Genomic DNA, 24,688 nt, shown 5'->3' with positions numbered 1-24,688 from the left:
GCCTGCGTCATCCACCCTTTGTTCCGTTAGCAACAGCTTCCGCAGGCGTGGCGCCTTCGGGGCCTGCGGGCCAGTTCGGCTCCTCCGCGCCGCGGGTCTTCCACAGCGAATAGAGGACACCGACCGCGATCAGACCGAAGGTCACGCCAAGGCTGACCCAGGCCGGCAGCTTGCCGCCGTCGAGCAGGAAGTCGGTCACGAAGATCTTGCTGCCGATGAACACCAGCACCGCTGCCAGGGCGTACTTGAGGTAGTGGAAGCGATGCACCATCGCGGCGAGCGCGAAATAGAGCGCGCGCAGACCGAGGATGGCGAAGATGTTCGACGTGTAGACGATGAAGGTGTCGGTCGTGATGGCGAAGATCGCCGGCACGCTGTCGAGCGCGAAGACGAGGTCGGCAAGGTTGATCACCACCAGCGCCAGGAACAGCGGCGTCGCCGCCGTGACCAGCTTGCCGGTCTTGCTGTCGGGCACCTTCACGAAGAAGTGCTGGTCGTGCAGTTCCTTGGTCACCCGCATATGCTTGCTGATCCAGCGGATCACCGGGTTCTTACCGACGTCCATCGGCTCGTCACCGGCGAAGAACATCTTGATGCCGGTCACGATCAGGAAGGCGGCGAACAGGTAGAGCACCCAGTAGGCTTCCGCCAGCAGGGCCGCCCCGCCCGCGATCATCAGGCCGCGCAGGACGATGACCGCCATGATGCCCCACAGCAGCGCACGGTACTGGTATTTCGCAGGGATCGCGAAATAGGTGAAGATCAGGCTGATCACGAAGACGTTGTCGATCGACAGCGCCTTTTCGATGAAGAAGCCGGTGTAGTATTCCATGCCCGCCGATGCGCCGCGTTCCACCCAGACCCAGGCACCGAACAGCAGCGCCACGCCGATGTAGAAGACGGACAGCTTCAGGCTTTCCCCGATGCCGAGTTCCTTGTCCTCCTTGTGCAGGATGCCGAGGTCGAAGGCGGTCAGGGCTATGACGATAGTGATGAAGGCGGCCCAGAACCACACCGGGGTTCCGAGCCAGTCTGTAAACAGGAATTCCATCATTCAGTGCTTTCCGATTGCGCGTCCTTCGGGAGCGCGCGGCTGAGAAGAAGGTAACCGGCAATCGCGGCAATGGTCGATCCGGACAGGACACCGATCTTGACGGCGTCGATCAGGAGCGGATCCGCAAAGGCGAGATTGCCGATGAACAGGCTCATCGTGAAACCGATGGCGGCCAACAGGCTCATGCCGTGGACCTGCCGCCAGCTGACGTCTTCTGGCAGGCTGGCAATACGCAGCTTTACGGCAGCATAGGCAAAGCCGAAGATGCCGAGCTGCTTGCCCAGCAGAAGGCCGAGCGCGATGCCAAGCGGCAGCGGCTCGAGCAGCGCCGACGGCGACAGGCCGAACAGCGTCACCCCGGCATTTGCAAAGCCGAAGATCGGGATCACGAGGAAGGCGACCCAGGGATGGAGCGCGTGCTCCATCGTTTCCAGCGGGCCGTGGTCGCTCTTGGGATCGAGCGGCACCGTCATCGCGGCGGCCACGCCCGCCAGCGTCGCATGGACTCCTGACTTCAGGACGAAAGCCCACATCAGGATCGCCAGCAGGATATAGGGGATGGTGGACTGGACCCGCGCCCGTCCGACTGCGAGCATGATCACGAAGACGATGGCTGCCGCGCCGAGCATGCCGGTGTCGAGCTCACCCGAATAGAACAGCGCGATGATGGCGATGGCGCCGATGTCGTCGATCACGGCAATCGCCAGCAACAGCGCCTTGAGTGCGACAGGGACGCGCGGTCCGAGCAGCGAGAGGATACCCAGCGCAAAGGCGATGTCGGTGGCAGCGGGGATCGCCCAGCCGTTGATCGTCTCGGGCGATCCGGCATTCAACGAAAGGAAGATGAGGGCCGGAATGGCCATGCCGCCGATCGCGGCGACCAGCGGCAGCGAGGCCTTGTCCCAGCTGGACAGCTGGCCTTCGAATATCTCGCGTTTAACTTCCAGGCCGACGAGGAAGAAGAACACGGCCATCAGGCCGTCGTTGATCCAGAGCAGCAGTGGCTTGTCGATGACGAAGCTGCCGATGCCGACCACCACGCCCGTATCGAGCAGGTCCTGATAGCCCCCCAGCAGGGGCGAGTTGGCGACCGCAAGCGCGAGCAGCGCTGCGAAAATCAATACGATGCCGCCTGCCGATTCCTTTTGCAGGAAGTCGCGCAGCAAGGGTGCAATGGCCTGGACCATGTTCGTCTCCGACGATCTGGGATGAAGGGAAAATGGGCAGCCGCCGCGCGCCGCTTATGGGGGGAGAAGCGCGCGACGGCCCCCGTTCGCTGCCGTCAGGCAGGCTTGGCGCGCTTGGCCAAACGGTAGAGAGCGTCTTTGGCGCGCAGTTTCATTTTCTTGAGGCGGGAGACCTCCAGCCAGTCGGGCACGCGCTTGCGCATTTCGCTGCGCAGGCGCTCGTCAATCCGCTGGTGGATCTGGGTCAGTCTGAAAGTACGGGCCGTCATCATAGTCTCCGAAATCGAGGCTTATGTCGATCGGACACCCGATGGGCCGGTAGGCTGGGAGGGGAGGGGAAAGGGCCTGCCAGCACGCATCGGTTGTCCGATGCGGTCCGACATCACGTTCGCACAAGAGGCGCACGCCAGAGGGGCCCGGTCCGCATTGACTAAATGCGACCAAAGCGATCCGGTTTCAAGGTCCGGAAAAAAATTTTCGCGATACTCGGCCTTAGCTGGCGGTGACGCCGGCCGCGTGGTCCTGCACCAGCTCGTAGGCCTTGTCGTACCATTCGCTGCCCGGATAATTGGCACCGAGGACGGCGGCATATTTCACCGCTTCCTGCGGAATGCCGAGCGCGAGGCTGGTTTCCGTGAGACGGTATAGCGCTTCGGGCGCATGGCTGGTGGTCTGGTAGTTCTCGACCACGTTCTGGAAGCGGATCTGGGCGGCAATCCACTTGCCCGACCGTTCGTAATAGCGGCCGATCTCCATCTCCTTGCCTGCCAGGTGATCGCGCACGAGGTCGATCTTGAGGCGGGCGTCGGCGGCATATTCGGTCTGCGGGAAACGGCGGTCGAGTTCGCGCAGCGCCGTGAGCGCCTGCTCGGTAACCTTCTGGTCGCGCTGCACGTCGCTGATCTGCTCGTAATAGCTGAGCGCGATCAGGTAGTAAGCATAAGGCGCGTCCTTGTTGCCCGGGTGGATCGACAGGAAGCGTTGCGCCGAGGCGACCGACTTGTTGTAATCGCGCGCGACGTAATAGCTGAATGCGCTCATCAGCTGTGCGCGGCGGGCCCAGGGCGAATAGGGGTGCTGGCGCTCCACCTCGTCGAACAGCGCGGCGGCAAGCTGCGGCTGGTTGCGATCGAGCCGGCCCTTGGCTTCGGCATAGAGCGTTTCGACATCGCGGGCCACGTATGCAGTATCCTTCGGCCCATCCCCGCCGCGGCTGGCGCAGCCGGCAGTTACGAGCGTGGCACCGATCAGGGCACCGAGGGCGAGCTTGCGAGCGATACGCGAATGGGTCGTCATGGTGGCGAGCCTATAACCAGACCCCCGCTGAACGCCAAGTGAAGTTGTCACGGCTTCCACCATCATCGCGCCCTCCCCCGCCAGATGCTGGATTTTTCGGACGAAAGGCGTATTTTCCTCGCCACCGCGCCAAGAGAGAGTCGCGGCAATCCAAAAAAACGACAGGTCGCTTCAGAACTTTCTTCGAGAGAGGTGAAGCTATGTACAAGACCATCACACGCGCAGCTGCCGTTTCCATCGGGCTTTTCGCCCTTGGGACGGGGACGGCTGCATCTGCAGGGGAAGTGAAAGGCAACGGGCAGCCGCTGGACCTCAACGGACGGTCCGAATGCGTCTATTCGGGTCTCAACGACCTCGACGGCGATCCGCGCGATCCCGGTTACCGGACGCAGAATTACGGCCAATTGGTCGGGCCGGCGGGCTGGATCGATCCTTCGCAAATCGATCCGCGCACACAGTTTCCGATTCCCGGGTTCGCCTGCAACCCCAATCGCGGCAACGACCTGAAGGACGACTAGGCGCGCAACACGCCTGAACCTGCGGGCGGCGGGCAAGGTCCCGTCGCCCGTTGGCGCGCACATCGTTAATGCACGTCAATCGCAATCGGGAAGGCGCGATTAACCGCTCCCGGCTCATATCGGCCGGGAGTGGGCCGGCCTTTCAGGGAGTCGCTTGCGATGCAGTTCTTCAAACGCCTGGGCCAGGATCGCAGCGGTGCGACGGCCATCGAATACGGCCTGATCGCCGCGCTTATCGCGGTCGCTTCCATCACCGCCCTCCAGTCGCTGGGCGGCGAGGTCTCGACGACCTTCAACACCGCCGACAGCGCCATGGCGAGCGCGAACGCGGCCGTCTGAGGCTTAGCCTTCGCTGAGCGCTGCGGGCGCGTCCCACAGCAGGTGCCGCGTATCGAGCGCGACGAGGTTGTTGTCGCGGATGATCTCGCCCTTGGTACGATAACCGAGCAGCTGTTCGGCATCGGTATCGGGGTTGTTGATCATCACACGTAGTTCCTCCGAGGTGAAATCGGACAGGCCGCGCGCGCGCTCCAGACCCTTGCTGTCGTAGACGTGAAGCACGTCGCCGCGGGTGAAATCGCCGTCGGCGGATACCACGTCCGCCCGGCGGATGGGCCGACCGCCCTGCGCCACTTCATTAGCTACCTGTTCCGAAACGACGAGGCTGCCTGCCATCTGCAAGCGGTTCGCGATCCAGCTGTCCCAGCCGGAAAGGGGTTCGGGATTGGGCACGACCCTCGTGGCCCTGCCCTCGCCCGACAATACGCGTGACAGCGGCCGGTCGACCTCGCCCTGCGCGATCCAGGTCGTGACGCCGGCTTCCTGCGCCATGTTCGCGGCTTGCAGCTTGGTTGCCATGCCGCCGGTGCCGAGCGTGCTCTTGCCCTTGGTTGCGTCCATGTATTGCGACACGTCCTCGACCTCTTCCACGAAGCGCGCATCCGGATCGTCCGGATTGCGGTCATAAAGCCCGTCGACGCCGGTCAGGATGACGAAGTCGCTCGCCCCGACCATCTGGGCGACCTTGGCGGCAAGGCGGTCGTTGTCACCGACGCGGATTTCCTCGGTCGTGATCGTGTCGTTCTCGTTCACGATCGGCATGACGCCCGCTTCGAGCAGGCGGTGGACGGTATTGCGCGTGTTGAGGAAGCGCCGGTGATCCTCGAAATCGCCGAGCGTCAGCAGCACCTGCGCGATGTCGAAACCGAATTCGTGCCCAACCTGCTTGTAGGCGTTGAGCAGCAGCGGCATTCCGCAGGCGGCTGCCGCCTGCTTGTCCGACACGCCCGCGCTTTGCGGTGTCTCTCCGATAATGCGCAGCCCCAGCGCGACCGAGCCGGACGAGCAGACCAGCACGTTCCAGCCCTCGGCCCTGAGCGCAGCGATATCTTCCATCAGGCGCTGAAGGAAACCGTAGCGGGGGGTAAGCAAATCCTGATTTGCCAGCAGCGCGGATCCGATTTTAACGACGAGTGTCTTGCGTGAAGCCATAATAGAAAAATGATTCAACCTTGAAATAATCCGAAAGCTATATAGATAGTCATGGTGCGCTGCACAATGGCTGGTCTGGAAAATTTCGAAACTAGGGTAACAAAACTCGAAAGAAATCGAATTTACAATCAGCCCGCTGCAGTAAAGAAAGTAATTTCAAATATTATTTATTTGGCAATATCGCGAAATGTCGCTGGAACAGGAATTGGTTATTATTAATACGGTACTCATGGTCGGATGCGGAAAGATGGGATCCGCTCTATTGGGTCAATGGGCCAAAGGTCCGGAATCGATCACCGTGGTCGATCCCGGCCAGGAAAGCGTGCCCGGCGGCGCGCGGCTGGTGTCCGATCGTGCCGAAATTGAAGGCGAGTGCTTCGATTGCATCGTCGTCGCGGTGAAGCCGCAGATGATCGACGACATCATGCCTGCCTATGCCGCAAACCTCGCGCCCGGCGGCTACGTCCTGTCGATCGCGGCAGGCTATTCGGCCGGCCGCCTCTCGCAGGCCATGAACGGCGCGCCGGTAGTGCGCGTCATGCCGAACCTGCCCGCAGCCATCGGACAAGGCGTCAGCGGGATCTACCCCGCCGAAGGCGCTACCGCGGCGCATACCGCCCATGTGCAGGACTTCATGGCCCGCGCCGGAACGACAGTTACCGTTGCCAGCGAGGACGAGCTCGACCGCGTAACGGCAGTTGCAGGTTCGGGCCCGGGCTATGTCTTCGAAATCGCCCGCGCCTATGCGCTGGCCGCGATGGAACAGGGCTTCACCGAAGAGCAGGCGCGCGAGATGGTGCTCGGCACAATCGGCGGCGCGATCGCCATGGCGAGCGAGCCGGGCGCGCTGTCGCTCGAAGACCTGCGCAATTCCGTCACCAGCAAGGGCGGCACTACCGCCGCCGGCCTCGCCGCTCTCAACGGCGACGATGGCCTAACCGATCGCCTGCGTGCTACATTGCAGGCGGCTTACGACAGGGCGGTCGAGCTGCGCTGACCAGCGGCAGCACCCGCCCCGCACACGAACAGACAAGAGAATCCACATGACCGACCAGGCACTCGACCCCCAGATCCATATTCACGAGCTAGGCCAGCGCGCCCGCAAGGCTGCGCGCGGTCTCGTATCCGCCAGCACCGATGCGAAGAACGCAGCCCTGCGCGAAGCCGCCAAGGCCCTCCGCAGCGCGAGTGCCGAACTGATCGAGGCGAACGGCCGCGATGTCGCCAGTGTCGCGGGCAAGAAGCCCGACAGCTTCATCGACCGCCTTCGTCTCGACGAAGAGCGGATCGAAGGCATGGCAAAGGCGCTGGAGGAAATTGCCGAACTGCCCGATCCCGTGGGCCGCTCGCTCGCCACGTTCGATCGGCCCAATGGCCTGAAGATCGAACGCGTCGCCGTGCCCATCGGCGTGATCGGCATGATCTACGAAAGTCGCCCGAATGTCGGCGCGGACGCATCCGCGCTCTGCCTCAAGAGCGGCAATGCCGTGATCCTGCGTGGGGGTAGCGAAAGCCGCCATTCCACGCGCGTCATCGTCGAATGCATGCAGGCCGGCCTCGAAGCTGCCGGGCTGCCGCGCGATGCGGTGCAGACCGTGCAGACGACCGACCGCGCCGCGGTGGCCGCGCTATTGAAGGCCGACAAGTTCGTCGACCTCGTCATCCCGCGCGGCGGACGCGGCCTCGTCGAATTGGTGCGCGACCAGGCAAGCGTACCCACGCTGCTGCACCTCGACGGCAATTGCCACAGCTACATCCATGAAGCCGCCGACGTCACGAAAGCAGTGGACGTCATTCGCAACGCCAAGCTGCGCCGCACAGGTGTTTGCGGCGCGACCGAAAGCATCGTGATCGACCGCAGCATTGCGGGCAAGGCGGTCCCTGCCCTCGCCGACGCGATGGCAGCTGATTGCGAATTGCGCGGCGATGCGGAAGCTGTCGCCATCGACGCGCGCATCGCTCTTGCCAGCGAAGAAGACTGGGACACCGAATACCTCGGCCCCATCGCCTCCGTAAAAATCGTGGACGGGCTCGACGAGGCTATCGCCTGGGTCGAAGACCATTCGAGCCATCATACCGACGCCATCCTTACCGAAGATGACGAGGCGGCCCGCCGCTTCCTGCTCGGCGTGGATAGTGCGGTCGTTATGCACAATGCCTCGACCCAGTTCTCCGACGGCGGCGAGTTCGGCATGGGCGCGGAAATCGGCATCGCCACCGGTAAGATGCACGCGCGCGGGCCGGTCGGCCTCGAACAGCTGTGCAGCTTCAAATACCTCGTACACGGCAGCGGCCAGACGCGGCCCTGACTGAGGTTTCGGAATATTCTGCAAGAGACCCGGGCCGTGCCCCGGGTCTTTTTTGCGCCTCGCGGAAACCAGTTTCCGGTTTGGTAGTTGATGGTCTTAAGCTATTGCAATGCGGTAATAATGCAGCGTTGTACCGGCGCGACAAAATGGGGGGTGTCCGGACGGAATTAGTCGTGCCGGACAAGACGGAGGGATCGGGTCCGATCCATATGCAGTGACAACGGGACGCGAATATCTGAACCGGGAAACCCGCGGCAAACATACCGCCGTGGAAGCGGCTTTCGACGTCTTCGACATGGCCACCGGAGAAGGCATGGACGCGATCCTCACCGCGCATATCGGTGCGATGGATCGGTTGCTTCCCGCCCTCTCGGATCATCCGGCATACCGGGACGAGATTGCTCGCCTCCGTTCACTTGCGAGCCTGTCCCGCGATGCACTAGACCTTCCGGAACGGGCGGACACCCCAAGGCAGGCAACGGCACTCCACCCTCTTGCAATCGCCTATGTCGTGCTGGGTTCGCGGCTGGGTGCGCGGGTAATTTCGCGTCGCCTCGACAGGCAGGCCGTCCGCTGGAGCGATGACGTGCGCGGATACTTCACCGACGAAGGCTCGGGACCAGCCTGGGCCAAATTGTGCGAAGAGCTGGAAACCGGCCATTCGGACGCCGAATTGGCCGACATCGCGGACGATGCGCAGCGGGTCTTCGCGCTTTACGGCGAAGAGGCGCGCGCATTATCGCCTGCCCCCTCCATTGCGAACGCGTGATGGAGGTCGATCTCACAAATTGCGAGCGCGAGCCGATCCACCAGCTCGGCCATGTCCAGAGCTTCGGCTGCCTGATTGCCCTGTCGCCCGACTGGCTGGTCCTGCATGCTTCGGCCAATACCGAAGAGCATCTCGGTATCGCCGCGCAGGACATGGTCGGTAATCCGCTGCGCAGCTATTTTTCCGACATGGCGCTCCACGAAATCAGGACCGAGATCCAGACACTCTCCTCGCCCGATTCCGTCGGCAGGTGCTACGATTTGCAGGTGCGCGACGGGGACGAACGGCATTTCCATGTCGCTGTGCACCGTTCGGGTCAGTCGATCATCGTCGAACTCGAACCCGTGCTGGAACCCGGCAGGCGCAAGGATGCATTGCCGCAGGTCCGCGGCATGGTGGAACGGCTGAAAACCAGCCGCGACGTCGCCGAACTGTGCAAGAATGCCGCGCGCTTCATGAAGGCGCTTTGCGGCTTCGACCGGGTAATGGTCTACCGCTTCGCGCCCGACGATTCCGGCGAGGTGATCGCCGAGGCAACCGCCCCGGGCATGGAGCCGTTTCTCGGCCTGCGCTATCCCGCCTCCGACATTCCGAAACAGGCCCGCGCCCTGTACAAGCGGTCGCCCATTCGCATCATCAGCGATGTCAACGACAGGGTCTCCCCGATCCTGCCCGAAACGGGCACGTCCGGCGAGCCGGTGGACCTGTCGCTGAGCACGCTACGGGCCGTATCCCCGATCCACCTCGAATATCTGCGCAACATGGGTGTGGCAGCCTCCATGTCGGTCAGCATCATGGACGGCGACCGCCTGTGGGGCCTGTTCGCCTGCCATCACGACACACCGCGCAAGCTCGACTACGCGGCGCGTTCCGCCTGCGACCTGTTCGGCCAGATGTTCGGCTTCCTGCTCACGCAGGTGACCTCCCGCAGCGCTTTGGAGGAAGCCGACAGAGCGCGGGATTCGCACAATGCCCTGATGCGCAAGCTGGCCGAGGGCGGGTCTATCGTCGACGACTTCGACGTCATCGTGGACGAACTGCGCCGGCTGATCGAATTCGATGGCGCGATCGGCTGGGTCGACGGGGAATTCTCCCAGTTCGGCGTAACGCCCACACGCGAGGAAACCATGGCGCTCGTGCGCTTCCTCAACACGACGCAGACCAGCAGCGTCTACGCGACCGACTGCCTCCAGCGCGCCTATCCACCCGCCGCCGATTTCGTCGAGCGTGCAGCCGGCCTGATGGCCCTGCCCGTTTCACGCAGCCCGCGCGACTACGTCATCCTGTTCCGCCGGGAAGTCGCGCGCACGGTCACCTGGGCGGGCAATCCGGAAAAGCCGGTCGAAGTCGGCCCCAATGGCGTGCGCCTGACCCCGCGCAAGAGCTTCGAGGCGTGGACCGACACCGTCTCCGGCCACAGCGCGGAATGGACCGCCGCCGAACGGCAGGTGGCAGAGGCGATCCGCATCACCTTGCTCGAAGTCGTGCTGCGCCTGTCGGACGCCGCCAATGCGGACCGCAAGCGCGCGCAGGAGAAGCAGGAACTGCTCGTCGCGGAACTGAACCACCGCGTGCGCAACATCCTAAACCTCATCCGGGGGCTGGTCGACCAGGGCAAGTCGGACTCCTCCACCGTATCGGAATTCACCCAGGTCGTCGGCGACCGCATCCACGCCCTCGCCCGCGCGCATGACCTTATCACCAGCGCGACATGGGAAGCGGCCTCGCTGACCGGCATGATCGAGACAGAGGTTGCCGCCTATCTCGGCGACAAGCAACACCGCGTCCACCTGCCCGACACCGATGCGATCATACATCCCGACGCGCTTTCCACGCTTGCGCTGGTGTTCCACGAATTGACCACCAACTCCGCCAAATACGGTGCGCTCAGCGATTCCAGCGGCTCGATCGAGATCGGGCTGGAGAAGCAGCCGGACGGCGGCGTGATCATCACCTGGAAGGAGCGCGGCGGGCCGGTGGTCAAGCCGCCCATGCGCCGCGGCTTCGGCTCGACCGTGATCGAACGCTCGATCCCCTTCGAGCTGGGCGGCAAGGCCGACATCTCCTTCCCGCTGAAGGGCGTGGAGGCGGAATTCTACATCCCCGACCGCCATGTGAAGGGCTTCGAAAGCCGTGTGGCCCAGCCCGCCCCTGCCCCCTCGAGCACGGCCGCAAAGCCCTCTGCCAGTTTCGGCGGCACCGCGCTGCTGGTGGAAGACAACCTCATCATTGCGATGGATAGCGAACATTTCCTGTTGGAACTGGGCGCGCAGAAGGTGCTCACCGCCTCCACCGTCCGGCAGGCGCTGGAATTCGTGACGGAAGAATCGCCCGATTACGCGGTGCTCGACGTCAATCTGGGCACCGAAACCAGCATCGAGGTGGCGCAGGACCTCGCCGCGCGCGGCATCCCCTTCGCCTTTGCGACCGGCTATGGCGAGGCATCGGGCCTGCTGGAGCAATTCGCCGACGCCCCCGTCCTGACCAAGCCGTATGACAAGCGCGCTCTCGAAGGCGCGCTCGCCCGCATTCTCGGCTAGTTTCCTACTCTGCGCTTTTCTGCTCCATCCTTTCGGATGAGCACGCCCAAATTCCTCCCCGCCTTCGCCCCCGTCCCGCGCCTGAAGGACCGCAGCAACGGATGGAAGCCCGAAGTCCAGCGCGCCTTTATCGAGGCGCTGGCCGATACCGGCTCCGTCACCTCGGCCTGCCGCGCGGTGGGGCGCAGCACGCATGGCGCCTACCATCTGCGCCGCCAGCCGGGGGCGGAGGAATTCGCCGCCGCCTGGGAAGCCGCGCTCGATTTCGGCATGCGCCGGATCGAGGACGTCGCCATGGACCGCGCCCTGAACGGGGTGGAGGTGCCCGTGTACTCCTACGGCAAGCTCGTCGGCACGCGCATTTCGCATAACGACCGCCTGCTCATGTTCATGCTGAGGAACCGCTCTCCCGACCGCTTTGCCGATGGCCGCAGCGCCCTGCGCCAGGGCGGCGCGAACGCGATCGACAAGATGGAGCTGACCCGCCTGCGCAACCAATGGCGCAAGGAATGAGAGGCCGAACGCGCCGCCGAGCAGCTGAGGCAGGAGGCGGTGACGATGGAATCGATCAATGCCAAGATCGACGCGATCCGCGCGCGGGAGGAAGCCATCGAAAGCCCCCGCGTGCGCGCCGCGCGAGAGGCACTGGAAGCCGCGATCGCCGCCGACCGCGCCGAAGGCTACAACCCCCGGCGCGATCCCGAGCACGAAATGTACAACCCCAACCACGCCCGCCGGACGCACGAGGACGGCGAGGTCCAGCTACCCGAGTGGTGGGACGACGAGGTCGCGGAAATGGAAGCCGAGGAAGAGGAAAACCGCCTGCGCTTGCGGACGCTCAAGGATGAGGGGTGGGATTAGCCCTTCACGGTTCGCGCTGCTCCGGTCCGCGGAGTCGAAGCCGAAGGCGCAGACGGCCAAAGGCCACCTGCAAAGCGGACCGCAAGGCCGACCGGCCGCCCGAGCTTATGCGAGGAAGCCAAGGGGCGCGGATGCGCCCCGCCCGGCGTTTGAGGGCGCAAACAAGGAACCTGAATTTTGAAATGACTTCGCGTAGCTGCGCTGAGGCTACGCGTCGAAGCCGTGATACTCACGATGCCAAGACAAAAACTTGGGGTGCGGTCTGTAGGATTCGATCGCAGGAGCCTTGAGCTTCCCAGTCGAATTGATGATCGCCTCGACACCCTCGCGGTCGTTGACCTTGCGGTGCACGATGATCTCCAGATCATCCCTGAACCCAATCAACCCTCGGTCGAACATCCAATGCGCTGTGCCGGACAGCGCGAGGCCATTCCGCACGCTGTCAGGCCCGCCGTGTTCCACGGGGCGGATATGCGCTGCCTGCGCTTCCAAGCGACCGCCACCATTGACCAGCTTCCAGCCCGTCACCGCGCAGCGGCCATCATAGGCGTGCATCACGGCGCGGCGGAAAGCACGGTCGCGAAATGGCTTGGAGACGAGTGACTGGACAATGGGCCGCTCGATTTCGAACGGGGTCTGATGCTCGCGGACACGGTTGTCCTCGACAACTTCCTCATCGCTGCGAGGCAAAAAGTCCTCATCCGGCAGGCCGAGCGATATGATGCGCGCGAAGTCGGAATGTGCAAGCGGACGGACCGCAGCTTGGGCGCGACCAGATACTTTGCCTTCCTCATTGAGAACACCGCGCTCAACCTGTTCGCCATTCACAATATGCGGGACGGTCGGCTCGAACGGCAGATAGCTACCTTTCTCGATGATCGCGCGATAGCGGTCAGGCTCCGACGGGTCAGGTATGATTTCCTCGACCTTCGCCACTGCGAAGAAGCCCTTTGAGTTCGGAATCTTGACGGGCTCTCGGTAGACAATCCAGTCGCCGACCATCTGCTCGGCGCGGCTGAGATAGCTTTTCGGAAACTGGTAATGCACCTCGGGAATGTCGTCGTAGATCGACCCATCCTTGTGCATGAAAACGCCGAAGGTCATGTGCAAGCGCCGCTATCAGCCAAACAGCTTTGAAACCCGCAAAGCATCAAAACTCCCAGCCCTCTCGCTCCATGAACTGTTCCAGAGACACGCATTCGACCCCGAAGTAAGCGCAAATGTTCGGAATTTTCGCGCCGTTGGGCTTGAACTCTTCCATAGTGACCACAGTGCGGCCGTCCGTCCCTGCTTTGGCGATCACAAAGGGGTCTGCGTTCCGTCCACCTTTCAATAGCTTCCTCTGCTCAATGTTCTGTTGAAAGTGCGGGACCGAGTAAATCAGGCCGACATACGTGCCCTCCGCTGCGCCCGGCGTGTGGAAGAATGCATCTTGTTCCTCCGTCCATGCCCGCAGCGCCTCCACCGGCCCGTCGTTACATTCGTGCTTGCACTCGCGCGTAGACACGATCCGGTTCTCGGCCACGAGACCGTCGAAACGATCCCAAAGGCTCGGAAACCTGCTCCGGTAATAGTTTCGGAAGAGCGTGGACAGCGGAGACGTGTCGAATACGTACATCAGGCGGTACCCCTGCTGTAGTATTCTTCGAGCGTGCCGACGTATCGCGGCTTTGTATTAAGGAACTCGGCGAGCTGCGTTTGGTCAATTCGATTGCGGTGGTATTGGGCCAAGGCAAGGGCGACGTACTCACGCCCGAGATAGGCAAGCGCGGTCCAATAGGGATTTCCGCCCGGGGCGCGGTCAACGTTTCGCTGCGCATTCCAACGTTGGACCGCAGCTTCGTATTCTCCTTCACTCACCCTGCCACGGTCTAGCAGGCGACGAAAAATCACCTCTCGGCTGACATTGAAGCGGGACGCGAGGATCTCTGCGGTCGCTTCGCTCGCATCCCGCCCCACCATGGCGTCTTCGAACGCGTGTTCGGGAACGAGGAACTGACCAGCGAAACTGTTACACGCAATCTCAATCTGACGCGCGTCGCCGACTAGCCGCGCGATGTAGCCATCCCGTGCCGTATCGATTCCGCTCGTGTGGAAGATGAGATGCGCTAGCTCATGAAAGTACGTGAAAATCTGTCTCGTCTTGGTGACGCTATTGTTGACGTAGATGATTGGGAACTCCTCGTCGAAGAGGCAGAACCCTGAAAAGTTTTCAAGGCGGAACGCGTCCTTGAATACAAAAACCCCCACATCAAGGAGCGCGGTTCGCCAACCCTTCAGAGCATCCTCGGTCGAGCGCCAGCTCATCTGGTCTTCCAACGTCACGCCGAGGTAATCACGCACCACCGCCGCCATCTCCGCGATGTCTACGTTCGCGGGGAACGTTAGGTCGCGAGTGATCATACGCTCTGCCGGATTCCTTCCGTCAGTCAGGTCCGCGAGGTTAAGCTGCATGGCCTTTGCTTTGCGCAGGAGAATGCGCAAACGGCTGGGCAGTTCGTCGAGGGTCTCTTCTGGCAGAGTTCGAAAGGTCTCGTTGATCGATGGGACCTCGGGTGGCTCCGGAAAGAAGAACACCGCGATGGGGACCTTAAATGCATCGGAGAGCTGCTCGAGCTGCGGGTAAGTCGGGAACGCGTTGCCCGCCTCCCAGTCCGCCCAGCGTCGGAACTTTTGCGCGGCTTCCTCAGCACTTAATCCTGCGCGCTCACGTGCCCAAACCAAGAGAAGTGGATTTATTGGAAGCTGCTCGGCCATTACTCATCGTGTTAGACTGAAAGCGCTCAGTTTTCCTAGCGCCGAATGCTGCAAAGCTGTTCGAAAAGGTCCGCCACGCGCCGTTCCGCGATTGCTGGCGCAATCGCTCCATGCGTCACGTGACGTCAGTCGGGTTGCGCAGGCGCACCCGCTGGCCGAAGCTCGCGATGCGCTGACGCGCACCGGCTTCTAACTTGTCCCTTGGCTAGCCAAGCTCCGGCGTTAGGCGCCTTCGCTCGCTACTCCTCCCCCATCCGCAGCGCCGCGATAAACGCCTCCTGCGGAATGCTCACGTTCCCGTACTCGCGCATCCGGGCCTTGCCCTTCTTCTGCTTCTCCAGCAGCTTCTTCTTGCGCGTGATGTCGCCGCCGTAGCATTTGGCGGTGACGTCCTTGCGCAGGGCGGCGATGGTTTCGCGGGCGATGATCTTGCCGCCGATCGCGGCCTGGATCGGGATCTTGAACAGGTGGCGCGGGATGAGGTCCTTCAGCCGCTCGCACATGCCGCGGCCGCGTTCTTCCGCCACGGCGCGGTGGACGATCAGCGATAGCGCGTCGACCGGCTCGTTGTTGACGAGGATGTTCATCTTCACGAGGTCGCCTTCGCGCAGGCCGATCTGTTCGTAGTCGAAGCTGGCATAGCCGCGGCTGATCGACTTCAGGCGGTCGTAGAAATCGAACACCACCTCGTTCAGCGGCAGCTCGTAGGTCACCTGCGCGCGGCCGCCGACATAGGTCAGGTCGGTCTGGATGCCTCGGCGGTCCTGGCACAGCTTCAGGATCGCGCCGAGATAGTCGTCGGGCGTGTAGATCGTCGCCTTGATCCACGGTTCCTCCACCATGTCGATCCGGTTCACATCCGGCCAGTCGGCAGGGTTGTGGATGTCGATGACCTTGGCATCCTCGGTCTTGGTATGGGCGAGGTGCACGCGGTAGACCACGGACGGGGCCGTGGTGATGAGGTCGAGGTCGTATTCGCGGCTGAGGCGTTCCTGGATGATCTCCAGGTGCAGAAGGCCGAGAAAGCCGGCGCGAAAGCCGAAGCCCAGCGCGGCGCTGCTTTCCATCTCGTAGCTGAAGCTGGCGTCGTTGAGGCGCAGCTTGCCGATGCTTTCGCGCAGCTTCTCGAACTCGGCCGCGTCGACCGGGAAGAGGCCGCAGAAGACCACCGGCTGCACTTCCTTGTAGCCGGGCAGCGCCTTGTCCGCCCCGCCCTTCACCGTGGTGATGGTGTCGCCGACGCGGGCCTGTTCGACTTCCTTGATCTGCGCGGTGATGAAGCCGATCTCGCCCGGCCCGAGTTCGGGCAGGTCGGTGCGCTTGGGGGTGAAGCAGCCGACACGGTCGATCAGGTGCTGCGTGCCGCCCTGCATGAACTTGATGTTGAGGCCCTTCCTGATCACCCCGTCCATCACGCGCACGAGGATGACCACGCCGAGGTAGGGATCGTACCATGAGTCGACCAGCATGGCCTTGAGCGGCGCGTCGCGGTCGCCCTGCGGCGGCGGGATGCGGGCGACGAGGGCCTCCAGCGTATCCTCGATGCCGATGCCGGACTTGGCCGATGTGAGGACGGCGTCCGATGCGTCGAGGCCGATGATGTCCTCGATCTCGGCGCGGACCTTGTCGGGTTCGGCGGCGGGCAGGTCGATCTTGTTGATGACGGGGACGATCTCGTGATCGTGCTCGATCGATTGGTAGACGTTGGCGAGGGTCTGGGCTTCCACGCCCTGCGCGGCGTCGACCACCAGCAGCGCGCCTTCGCACGCGGCCAGGGAGCGCGAGACCTCGTAGGCGAAGTCGACGTGGCCGGGCGTGTCCATGAGGTTGAGCTCATAGGTCTCGCCATCCTTGGCGGTGTAGTTGAGGCGCACGGTCTGCGCCTTGATGGTGATGCCGCGCTCCTTCTCGATGTCCATGTTATCAAGGACTTGCTCGGACATCTCGCGGTCGGTCAGGCCGCCCGTGAACTGGATCAGCCGGTCGGCGAGCGTCGACTTGCCGTGATCGATATGAGCGATGATCGAGAAATTGCGGATCTTGGAAAGGTCAGTCATTACGCCAGCGCCTTTAGCGGCGCAAAACTGCGCTGTCAGCCGGAATTAGAGCGCCGCAATACGCTCAGTTCTGGTTCTGGCTGGGCGCGTTGGGCGAGAGCTTGAACTTGGCGAAACCGGCATTGGCCGGCGCCTGGTCTGCCATCGCATGCTTGCCGGCCGGAAGGGCCTGCAAGGGCGCGCCGGCAACAGCAAGTTCGTAGGGGCTGACACGGTGCCGGGTGCAAAGACCGCCCGCCCCGTCGTCGACCAGTTCCTGCTCGAATTCGAGACCCTGCGTGTCCCCCATCGTCCGGCGCACGGTGCATACAGCCAGCTGGCCGCCACCGAAATCGAGCACGAACATCGTACCCACTGGCACGTCTTCGAGCCCTTCGATCATGGCCCCCGTGCGCGACAGGTTGCGCAGCGTCACGTCGTAATAGTGGTCTTCGTGGATCAGGCCGATGCGGCGGAAAACGGTGCGGCGATTGGCGCGCTGGCTTCCTTGGTCGGTAGGCTTGAGCACCCACTCCCCGCTCGTGATTTCCTGCATGACGGCGTCGTGACCGATGGCGTCGGAGAATACGAACCCCTGAACCTGGATCACGCCGAGATGGTGCAGCTCTTCCATCAGCGGCAGGGCGTGCACGCCAGATGCGGCCGTTTCCATGCCCATGGCATTGGCGAGAGCCACCACAGCACGCACGAGGTCCATGTCGCCGAGATCGTTGCCCAATACCGGTTCGAAGAACTTCGCGCCGATCTTGAGCGTATTGAACGGAGCCCGGCGCAGATAGGCAAGCGAGGACATGCCCGTGCCAAACTGGTCAAGCGTCAGCCGCACGCCCAGCTTGAACAGCTGACCGAGGGCAGCGTCGACCTTGGAGGCATCGCCGAGCAGGACCGACTCGTTGAGTTCGAGTTCGAGACGCGACGGATCGAGGCCCGTTTCGTCCAGTATCTTGCCGACCAGCTCGACAAATCCGTTGGCTTCGAACTGAACCGGCGAGATGTTGAGCGAGAGGCGGAGGCCACCCGGCCACTTCACTGCGTCCTCGCAGGCCCTGCGCAATGCCCACTCGCCGATCGGAACGATCAGGCGGCTGCCTTCCGCAATCGGGAGGAAAGTGTCGGGCGAGACGCGGCCGCGATCCTCGTCTTCCCAGGAATATTTTGCCTCGAGGCCGATAACCTTGTTCGAGCCCAGCTCGACCACAGGCTGGTATTCGATAGTGAAATTGCCATTCTCGATCGCGCTCGCGAGGTCTTCCTCCATACGCTTGCGCAGATTGGCTTCGTGTTCGAGGTCTGCCGCATAGAAGCGGAACTGGCCGCGTCCGCCGTTTTTCGACGCATACAGCGCTAGGTCTGCCGCACGAGTCAGTTCCTCGCGCTTGACGCCGTCATAGGGAGCGATCGCCACCCCGACGGAGCAACCGATGGTGCAGCGGCCTTCTTCGACCGAATAAGGCTGCGAGAGCATCTGAATGATCTTCTTGGCGATTTCGCCCAGCTCGCCGCGGTCGTCCATGTCGGGGATGAGGACCTGGAATTCGTCGCCGCCGAGACGCCCGATCTCGCCGCGGCTGCCGACAGCGCTGCGAAGGCGGTCCGCGACCTGCTGTAGCAACTGGTCGCCGGCGGCATGGCCGAGCGTATCGTTGACCTGCTTGAACCGGTCGAGGTCGAGCATCATCAGCGCAGCGGTTCGCTTGGCGGCGCAGAAGGCATGCAGCGTGGAATCGATGCGCTGTTCCATCCGGTGCCGATTTGCGAGGCCGGTCAGCGAATCGAACTTGGCCAGGCGGTTTGCCTCCTCCTCGGCGCGGAATTCTTCGGTTACGTCGACCACACTGCCGCGGAACCCGGAAAATTCGGTCTGCTCGTCGTAAAGCGCGCGGCCGGAAAGGCTGAGCACCGCGTCATTGTCCGGCGCCTGCGCCTGTGTCGACAGGTTGGCGAAGGATTTTCGGGTGTTGAGCTTCAGGCCGAGCGAACGCCCATCGGTCTCGCCCTCGATAGGGATGAGAACCTGCTGAAGCGGCGTACCAATCAGCGATTCCTGCGTCGCACCGAGGCGCACGGCAATGGCCGGCGAAATATAGGCAATGTTGCCCTGGCGGTCGGTGGCCCAGAAGCCCAGGACGCCGCTCGCTTCGATTTCGTCGACGATCCGCGCCTTGTCGGAGGCAGAGAAATTGCTCTGGCCCACCAGATCGCCCGCGTCCTTGCGCGAGGAAAACAGGTTGGAAAAGGGCATGGCCCCCATGGCGGGTCGACCTCGAAAACGTTGAACTCTCTTTACGAGGTCTAGGCCGGAATGGTTATTTTTAGCCTAACACCAAGCGTAAATGTCCCCGATCAACCGGCTTTTTTCTGGCGCGACCGATTGGTGATGTCGACTTCCATGAACTGCTTGCGGGTGCCGTTGGCCAGATTTTCAGCCATCAGTATTGCGTAAGGATCTTCCGGAAGGCTTGCGAGCGGCTGGTTGGCGGCCGCCGCGATCTCATAGGGCGAGACACGATGCCGCGTGCAAAGGCCGTCGGAGCCGTCGCTGATGAGCGGTGTTTCGAATTCCAGCCCTTGGGTGAATTGATCCGACCGGCGGACGGTTGCAACCGCCAGCTGTCCGCCACCCAGGTCCAGGACCACGGGGGTACCGATCGGGACGTTCAGCAGGCCCTCCACGCGGGCGCCTGTCTTGGACAAGTCGCGCATAACCACGTGATACCGGTGGTCCTCGTGGATCATGCCGACACGGCGATAAACGCTCTTTCGTTCGGCGCGGAACCTTTCGGGCCCGCGGGCCTCGTATTTCAGTTCCTGGCTATCAAGGCGCTCGTGCAGTTCTTCGTTGCTGATCGCTGTAGAGAAAATGAAGCCCTGGATATGACTGGCCCCGCGTTCCTCGACGAGATTGAGCTCGTCCTTGGTTTCGACCCCCTCTGCCACGGTTTCCATGCCGAGGGATTCCGCCAGATTTACGATCGCCGACATGATCGCCGGGTTGTTGTTACCCTTCTCCGTCGCGCCTTGAACGAAGGCACGGTCGATCTTGATTTTGTCGAATGGAGCCTTCTGCAGATAGCTGAGCGAGGAATATCCCGTACCGAAGTCATCCAGCGCAAGGCGGACGCCGATCCGCTTCAGTTCCTCGAACATCGTCTGCGTCCTGTCGGCATCGCCGACGAAAACGCTTTCCGTGATCTCGAGCTCCAGACGTCCCGCCGGCATGCGGGTTTCATAGAGGATTTCCTTCACCTTCTTCGGGAAGTCGTCATTTGCGAACTGGATAGCAGATACGTTGACGGCAACCCGCAGTTCGAAAGGCCATCCGGCGGCCTCTCGGCAAACTTCACGCAGGGCCCAATCACCGAGTTCCGTGATCATGCCGATTTCCTCGGCAACGGGAATGAACTGCGACGGCGGGATGAAACCGCGCTCCGGATGCTCCCAGCGCATCAGCGCTTCCAGGCAGTGGAGCGTGTGATCCTTCGCCTTGACGATCGGCTGGTAATACATCCGCAGATCGCCGTTTTCGATTGCCGCGCGCAGGTCCATCTCGATACGGCTGCGGGTCTGCGCGCCGTCCCGCATGTCGATATTGTAGAACCGATAGCAACCCTTGCCCTTGGCTTTCGCGCCATAGAGCGCGAGGTCGGCAGCCTTCACCAGTTCGTCGGGCTCAACGCCATCGAAAGGCGACACCGCCACGCCCACCGATGTACCGATCGACACGCGGGTGTTGTTGATCTGGTACGGCTGCGAGATCATCTTGATCAGGCGGTCGGCCAGTTCACCAAGCTCTGCGCGGTCGTCCATGTCCTGCAACATGATCTGGAACTCGTCACCGCCGAGGCGCGCGATCTCGCCCTTGTTACCAATGATCCGTTCGATGCGGTTCGCCACCTGCTTGAGCAGTTCGTCGCCAGCCGGGTGGCCATGCGTGTCATTGACCTGCTTGAACCGATCGAGGTCGAGCATCAGCAACGCACAACTGCGCTGCGAGGCCTGGAACGCCTTCAGGGTCGACTCCAGCCGCTTGTTCATACGATGCCGGTTCGCAAGGCCGGTAAGGGAATCGAACTCGGCCATTCGCTCCGCATCTAGGCGTGACGAGCGGGATGCGGTGATATCCTTGGCGCTTCCTCGGTAGCCTAGGAAATTGCGCTCTTCATCGTACTGCGGGACGCCGGTCAGTTCCCAGTACTGGCCGCTTTCCTTGCCGCCCCCGGCAATCTGGACCGGGTGGTGCGAGATGGAGCCTCGCGCCGATATTACGAACTTGAACGGACGTCCTTCGCGCGTGCTCTCTTCGTCCTGCAGGAAGAATTCCGCCAACGGTGCGCCCACCACATCGGCTTCCGAAACACCCAGTTCCTTGAGTGCGGCAGGCGAGAGGTAGATCAGGCGGCCTTCGCTGTCGCTGGCCCAGAACCAGCCCAGTCCGGCGTTCTCGAAACTTTCGAGCAGTTCGAGGCGCGAGAGCATATGGGGCTCCTCGGCATCGTTGGCAGCTGCGACCTTGCCGCCTTTGCCCGATGCCCCCGCCTTGGCTTTCGACCGTTTCGAGAAAAATCCGCTCATTCCAATATCCGATTGCAATCCCGTTTCCCGATCCAGGCCGGGCGTTGCGCGTTTCCTAGTGGAAAATACTTACCCAATGCATAACCATCGAACCGACCTGTGAGCGCGGCTTGGCGCATGCTTGCACAGTGCCGCGTCCGAAGGCATTGTCGCTTTTCATTCAGCGGGGGAGAGGACCGCAGATGCGTCACATTGCCATTATCGGCTCAGGTCCGTCAGGCTATTACGCCGCAGAAGCGGCAGGGAAAAAGTGGGGCGATGATGCCCGTATCGACGTTTTCGACAAGCTCCCGGTACCTTACGGCCTGATCCGCACGGGCGTCGCTCCCGACCACCAGTCGATCAAGGCGGTGGCGAGGCGCTACGAAAAGACAGCGCTCACGGAAAATGTGCGCTTTGTCGGCAATGTGACCGTGGGCACCGACGTGACCGTGCCGGAGCTGCAGGACCTCTATGATGCGGTGATCTTTGCCACCGGCGCGCCGCATGACCGCCAGCTGGGGCTCGAAGGCGAAGATCTCGGCAACATCTTCGGCAGCGCGGCCTTCGTCGGATGGTACAACGGACATCCCGATTTCGCTGCGCTCGATCCCGATTTTTCCGGCAAGCACGCGGTTGTCATCGGCATGGGCAATGTCGCGCTCGACGTCGCCCGCATCCTGTCCAAGACGGAAGGCGAGATGGCCGGATCGGACATCGTCGAACACGCACTTTCCGCGCTGCGGGGCTCGCAGCTCGAAACGGTGACGATCCTTGGCCGGCGCGGCCCCCACCAGATCATGATGACGCCCAAGGAATTGGGCGAGCTCATGCATCTCGAACGGGCCAGCCCGATGGTGGACCCCGAAGACATGCCGCCGGTGGACGACGATCTCATCCTTGAGCCTGGCCTGCGCAAATCGGTCACGCTGCTACGCGATTTCGCGGCAATCCCGGCCAGCATCCACGGCGAGACGCCGATCGGGATCGAGTTCGATTTCTTCGCCAACCCCGTAAGTTTCGAGGGCAAGGACGGCAAGGTCAGCGCGGTCGAGGTCGAGAAGACGGTAATCGAAAAAGGGCGCGCCTTTGGCACCGGCGAGACGTACCGCGTGCCCGCCGACCTGGTCATCAGCTGCATCGGCTATCGCAGTTCTTCGATCGAAGGTGTCCCGTTCGATGAAAGGCAGGGCAAGTTCGCCAATGACGACGGCCGCATCCTTCCCGGCCTTTACTGCGTCGGCTGGGCCAAGCGCGGACCTACCGGCACCATCGGCACCAACCGGCCCGACGGATATGGCGTCATCGACCTCGTGGCAGAGGACATCGGACAGGGCAGTCGCAAGCGCGGGCGCGAGGGGTTCGACGAACTGGCAGCGGCTCGTGGGCTCGATATCGTGACGTTCCGCGACTGGCAAAAGATCGAGGAAGCCGAAGCTGCCGCAGCGCGCGAGGGCGCCCCGCGCGAAAAATTCGTCGATATCGCCGACATGATTGCAGCACGCGGGTAATCGGAACGCTGGCGCAGCGGCACGTGTTGGCTTAGTGATACAGACATAAGAACGAACGAAAGGGACCCGGAATACCCATGGCACAGCTTGAAGACGAAGCCGCCCAGTCCACCAGCGCTCTTGGCCCGCTTATCGGCCTTACACGCGAGGATATCTTCGGAGCGGTTGCCGTCATGCTGCGCGAAACGGCATCGGATCCCCAGCGGCTGATGAAACACGGCCAGGACATGGGCCAGGACATGGTCAAGATCATGACCGGCCAGAGCGATCTTGCACCCGATCCGAAAGACAAGCGTTTCCAGGACCCGGCCTGGCAATACAACCCCTTCATGCGCGCCGGCATGCAGTACTACCTCGCCGTCCAGAAGGGCGCGTCGAAATGGCTCGAGGACCTTGAGCTCGACGAGCTCGAGAAGGATCGCGCTCGCTTCATCTCGAATATCATCATCGACGGGCTTGCCCCGACCAATACGCTGGTCGGTAACCCGACGGCCCAGAAGATGGCTATCACCAGCGGCGGTCTCAGCCTGATCAAGGGCCTCAAGAACGCCTATGACGACATGGTCCATAACAAGGGAATGGTAAGCCAAGTCGACAAGAAGCCGTTCAAGCTGGGCGAGAATATCGCGACATCGAAGGGCTCGGTCGTCCTGCGCACCGAGATGATGGAACTGGTGCAATATGCCCCGACCACGGACGAGGTCTACGAGATCCCGCAGCTCACCATCCCGCCGCAGATCAACAAGATGTACATCAACGATCTGTCGCCCGAAAAATCGGTGGTGAAGTACCAGCTCGACAACGGAATCCAGACCTTCGTGATCAGCTGGAAGAACCCCAGCAAGGAACAGGGCCACTGGGACATGACCGACTACGTCCGTTCCTGCCGCGAGGCGATGGAAGCGGTCAGCAAGATCACCGGCTCGAAGAAGGTCAACGTATCCGCAGGCTGCTCGGGCGGCCAGACCGCCTCGATGCTCGCCAGCAAGATGGCCTCGGACAAGGACGATCTGCTCGGCGCGCTCACGCTCATGGTCTGCGTGCTGCACCCCAAGCAGAACGATATCGAGGCAGGTTCTCTCGTCAGCGAAAACGGCCTCGCGCTTGCCAAGCGCCGCGCGGCCAAGAAGGGCGTCATCAAGGGTGACGACCTCTCGCGCGGCTTCGCCTGGTTGCGCCCGAACGACCTGATCTGGAACTACGTGATCAACAACTACCTGCTTGGCCAGGACCCGCCCGCATTCGACGTGCTGTTCTGGAATGCCGATGCGACCAACCTCTCGGCCGCCCTGATGGGTGATTTCCTGCACGCCTTCGAAACGCTGGCCTTCACCAGGAAGGGCGAGGTGGAAATGGTCGGCCACAAGGTCGATTTGTCGAAGGTGACGAGCGACCTGTTCATCCTCGGCGGCGTGACCGACCACATCACCCCGTGGAAAGCCACTTACCGTTCGACGCAGCTCTTCGGCTCGAAGGACATTACCTATGTTCTGTCGCACTCGGGCCACATGCAGGCGATTCTCAACCCGCCCGGAAACCCCAAGGCACGCTATTATGTGCAGAAGGACCCGAAAAAGAAGCTGCCCGACACTGCGGACGAGTGGTTGAAGGGAACCGAAGAAGTTTCAGGGTCTTGGTGGCCATACTGGATGGAATGGGTGCAGGCCCGCGCCGGCAAGCAGAAGAAAGCGCCCGCGAAACTGGGGAACAAGGAATACGAACCGCTGGACCCCGCCCCCGGTCTCTACGTTATGGAGGCGTGCTGACATTTCCGTCGGCAGGTTGCA

The 24,688-nt window shown here is 62.4% G+C and carries 21 protein-coding genes; 10 read left to right on the top strand and 11 right to left on the bottom strand.

What is annotated here, in order from left to right:
- Positions 1-7 precede the first annotated feature (7 nt).
- From GRI42_RS03320 to GRI42_RS03305, 4 genes are all read right to left on the bottom strand, one after another.
- The gene (locus GRI42_RS03320) at positions 8-1,051 is read right to left on the bottom strand and encodes a TerC family protein (protein WP_160609054.1); all 1,044 of its coding nucleotides are present in this window, start codon (positions 1,049-1,051) and stop codon (positions 8-10) included.
- The gene (gene nhaA, locus GRI42_RS03315) at positions 1,051-2,241 is read right to left on the bottom strand and encodes a Na+/H+ antiporter NhaA (RefSeq protein ID WP_160606904.1); all 1,191 of its coding nucleotides are present in this window, start codon (positions 2,239-2,241) and stop codon (positions 1,051-1,053) included. Before nhaA ends, GRI42_RS03320 begins: the two co-directional genes overlap by 1 nt.
- A 95-nt stretch (positions 2,242-2,336) precedes the next feature.
- The gene (locus GRI42_RS03310; protein ID WP_160606902.1) at positions 2,337-2,510 is read right to left on the bottom strand and encodes a YdcH family protein; all 174 of its coding nucleotides are present in this window, start codon (positions 2,508-2,510) and stop codon (positions 2,337-2,339) included.
- A gap of 223 nt (positions 2,511-2,733) precedes the next feature.
- Complete coding sequence (locus GRI42_RS03305; RefSeq protein WP_160606900.1) at positions 2,734-3,537, bottom strand: outer membrane protein assembly factor BamD; 804 nt, start codon at positions 3,535-3,537, stop codon at positions 2,734-2,736.
- A 200-nt stretch (positions 3,538-3,737) separates the two neighbouring features.
- Here GRI42_RS03305 and GRI42_RS03300 point away from each other — a divergent pair, with 200 nt between their 5' ends.
- Both GRI42_RS03300 and GRI42_RS03295 read left to right on the top strand, forming a co-directional pair.
- Positions 3,738-4,055, top strand: coding sequence for a hypothetical protein (locus GRI42_RS03300; RefSeq protein ID WP_160606898.1), 318 nt, complete (start codon positions 3,738-3,740; stop codon positions 4,053-4,055).
- Positions 4,056-4,214: 159 nt separating this feature from the next.
- The gene (locus tag GRI42_RS03295; protein WP_160606896.1) at positions 4,215-4,394 is read left to right on the top strand and encodes a Flp family type IVb pilin; all 180 of its coding nucleotides are present in this window, start codon (positions 4,215-4,217) and stop codon (positions 4,392-4,394) included.
- Positions 4,395-4,397: 3 nt separating this feature from the next.
- On the opposite strand, the gene proB is transcribed toward GRI42_RS03295, so the two are convergent.
- Positions 4,398-5,546: a glutamate 5-kinase gene (proB, locus tag GRI42_RS03290; RefSeq protein WP_160606894.1), complete on the bottom strand. Its 1,149-nt coding sequence runs from the start codon at positions 5,544-5,546 to the stop codon at positions 4,398-4,400.
- A 187-nt stretch (positions 5,547-5,733) separates the two neighbouring features.
- Here proB and GRI42_RS03285 point away from each other — a divergent pair, with 187 nt between their 5' ends.
- The 6 genes from GRI42_RS03285 to GRI42_RS03260 all read left to right on the top strand — a co-directional run bounded on the left by GRI42_RS03285 (position 5,734) and on the right by GRI42_RS03260 (position 12,025).
- Positions 5,734-6,543, top strand: coding sequence for a pyrroline-5-carboxylate reductase family protein (locus tag GRI42_RS03285; protein ID WP_325065291.1), 810 nt, complete (start codon positions 5,734-5,736; stop codon positions 6,541-6,543).
- Between the two features lie 46 nt (positions 6,544-6,589).
- Complete coding sequence (locus GRI42_RS03280; RefSeq protein WP_160606890.1) at positions 6,590-7,855, top strand: glutamate-5-semialdehyde dehydrogenase; 1,266 nt, start codon at positions 6,590-6,592, stop codon at positions 7,853-7,855.
- Positions 7,856-8,069: 214 nt separating this feature from the next.
- The gene (locus tag GRI42_RS03275; protein WP_160606888.1) at positions 8,070-8,624 is read left to right on the top strand and encodes a heme oxygenase-like domain-containing protein; all 555 of its coding nucleotides are present in this window, start codon (positions 8,070-8,072) and stop codon (positions 8,622-8,624) included.
- Complete coding sequence (locus GRI42_RS03270) at positions 8,624-11,164, top strand: HWE histidine kinase domain-containing protein (protein ID WP_160606886.1); 2,541 nt, start codon at positions 8,624-8,626, stop codon at positions 11,162-11,164. The genes GRI42_RS03275 and GRI42_RS03270 overlap by 1 nt, the downstream gene beginning before the upstream one ends.
- A 36-nt stretch (positions 11,165-11,200) precedes the next feature.
- Positions 11,201-11,677, top strand: coding sequence for a hypothetical protein (locus GRI42_RS03265; RefSeq protein ID WP_160606884.1), 477 nt, complete (start codon positions 11,201-11,203; stop codon positions 11,675-11,677).
- A gap of 45 nt (positions 11,678-11,722) precedes the next feature.
- Positions 11,723-12,025 (top strand): hypothetical protein, encoded by a 303-nt coding sequence (locus GRI42_RS03260; protein WP_160606882.1) that lies wholly within the window; start codon positions 11,723-11,725, stop codon positions 12,023-12,025.
- 207 nt (positions 12,026-12,232) lie between these two features.
- Here GRI42_RS03260 and GRI42_RS03255 read toward each other — a convergent pair whose 3' ends face one another.
- From GRI42_RS03255 to GRI42_RS03230, 6 genes are all read right to left on the bottom strand, one after another.
- The gene (locus GRI42_RS03255) at positions 12,233-13,129 is read right to left on the bottom strand and encodes an HNH endonuclease (protein WP_160606880.1); all 897 of its coding nucleotides are present in this window, start codon (positions 13,127-13,129) and stop codon (positions 12,233-12,235) included.
- A gap of 46 nt (positions 13,130-13,175) precedes the next feature.
- Positions 13,176-13,643, bottom strand: coding sequence for a PIN domain-containing protein (locus GRI42_RS03250; protein WP_160606877.1), 468 nt, complete (start codon positions 13,641-13,643; stop codon positions 13,176-13,178).
- Positions 13,643-14,782 carry a helix-turn-helix domain-containing protein gene (locus GRI42_RS03245; protein ID WP_160606875.1) on the bottom strand — a complete coding sequence of 380 codons (1,140 nt, stop codon included), beginning with the start codon at positions 14,780-14,782 and terminating at the stop codon, positions 13,643-13,645. The genes GRI42_RS03250 and GRI42_RS03245 overlap by 1 nt, the downstream gene beginning before the upstream one ends.
- Before the next feature lie 239 nt (positions 14,783-15,021).
- The gene (gene lepA / locus GRI42_RS03240) at positions 15,022-16,839 is read right to left on the bottom strand and encodes a translation elongation factor 4 (protein ID WP_160606873.1); all 1,818 of its coding nucleotides are present in this window, start codon (positions 16,837-16,839) and stop codon (positions 15,022-15,024) included.
- A 64-nt stretch (positions 16,840-16,903) separates the two neighbouring features.
- A complete protein-coding gene (locus GRI42_RS03235; RefSeq protein WP_160606871.1) occupies positions 16,904-19,090 on the bottom strand; it encodes a sensor domain-containing protein in 2,187 nt (728 codons plus the stop codon).
- 92 nt (positions 19,091-19,182) lie between these two features.
- Positions 19,183-21,411, bottom strand: a complete 2,229-nt coding sequence (locus GRI42_RS03230) for an EAL domain-containing protein (RefSeq protein ID WP_234033809.1) — start codon at positions 21,409-21,411, stop codon at positions 19,183-19,185.
- 182 nt (positions 21,412-21,593) lie between these two features.
- Between GRI42_RS03230 and GRI42_RS03225 the strand changes: the two genes are divergently transcribed.
- Positions 21,594-22,901 carry an FAD-dependent oxidoreductase gene (locus GRI42_RS03225; protein ID WP_160606869.1) on the top strand — a complete coding sequence of 436 codons (1,308 nt, stop codon included), beginning with the start codon at positions 21,594-21,596 and terminating at the stop codon, positions 22,899-22,901.
- 77 nt (positions 22,902-22,978) lie between these two features.
- On the top strand, positions 22,979-24,667 hold the full coding sequence (locus tag GRI42_RS03220) for a PHA/PHB synthase family protein (RefSeq protein ID WP_160606867.1): 1,689 nt from the start codon (positions 22,979-22,981) through the stop codon (positions 24,665-24,667).
- The last annotated feature ends 21 nt before the right edge of the window (positions 24,668-24,688 follow it).

Origin of the sequence: Qipengyuania gaetbuli (genome assembly GCF_009827315.1) — a bacterium.
Classification (GTDB): domain Bacteria; phylum Pseudomonadota; class Alphaproteobacteria; order Sphingomonadales; family Sphingomonadaceae; genus Qipengyuania; species Qipengyuania gaetbuli.
This window is presented reverse-complemented; position numbering and strand designations above follow the sequence as displayed.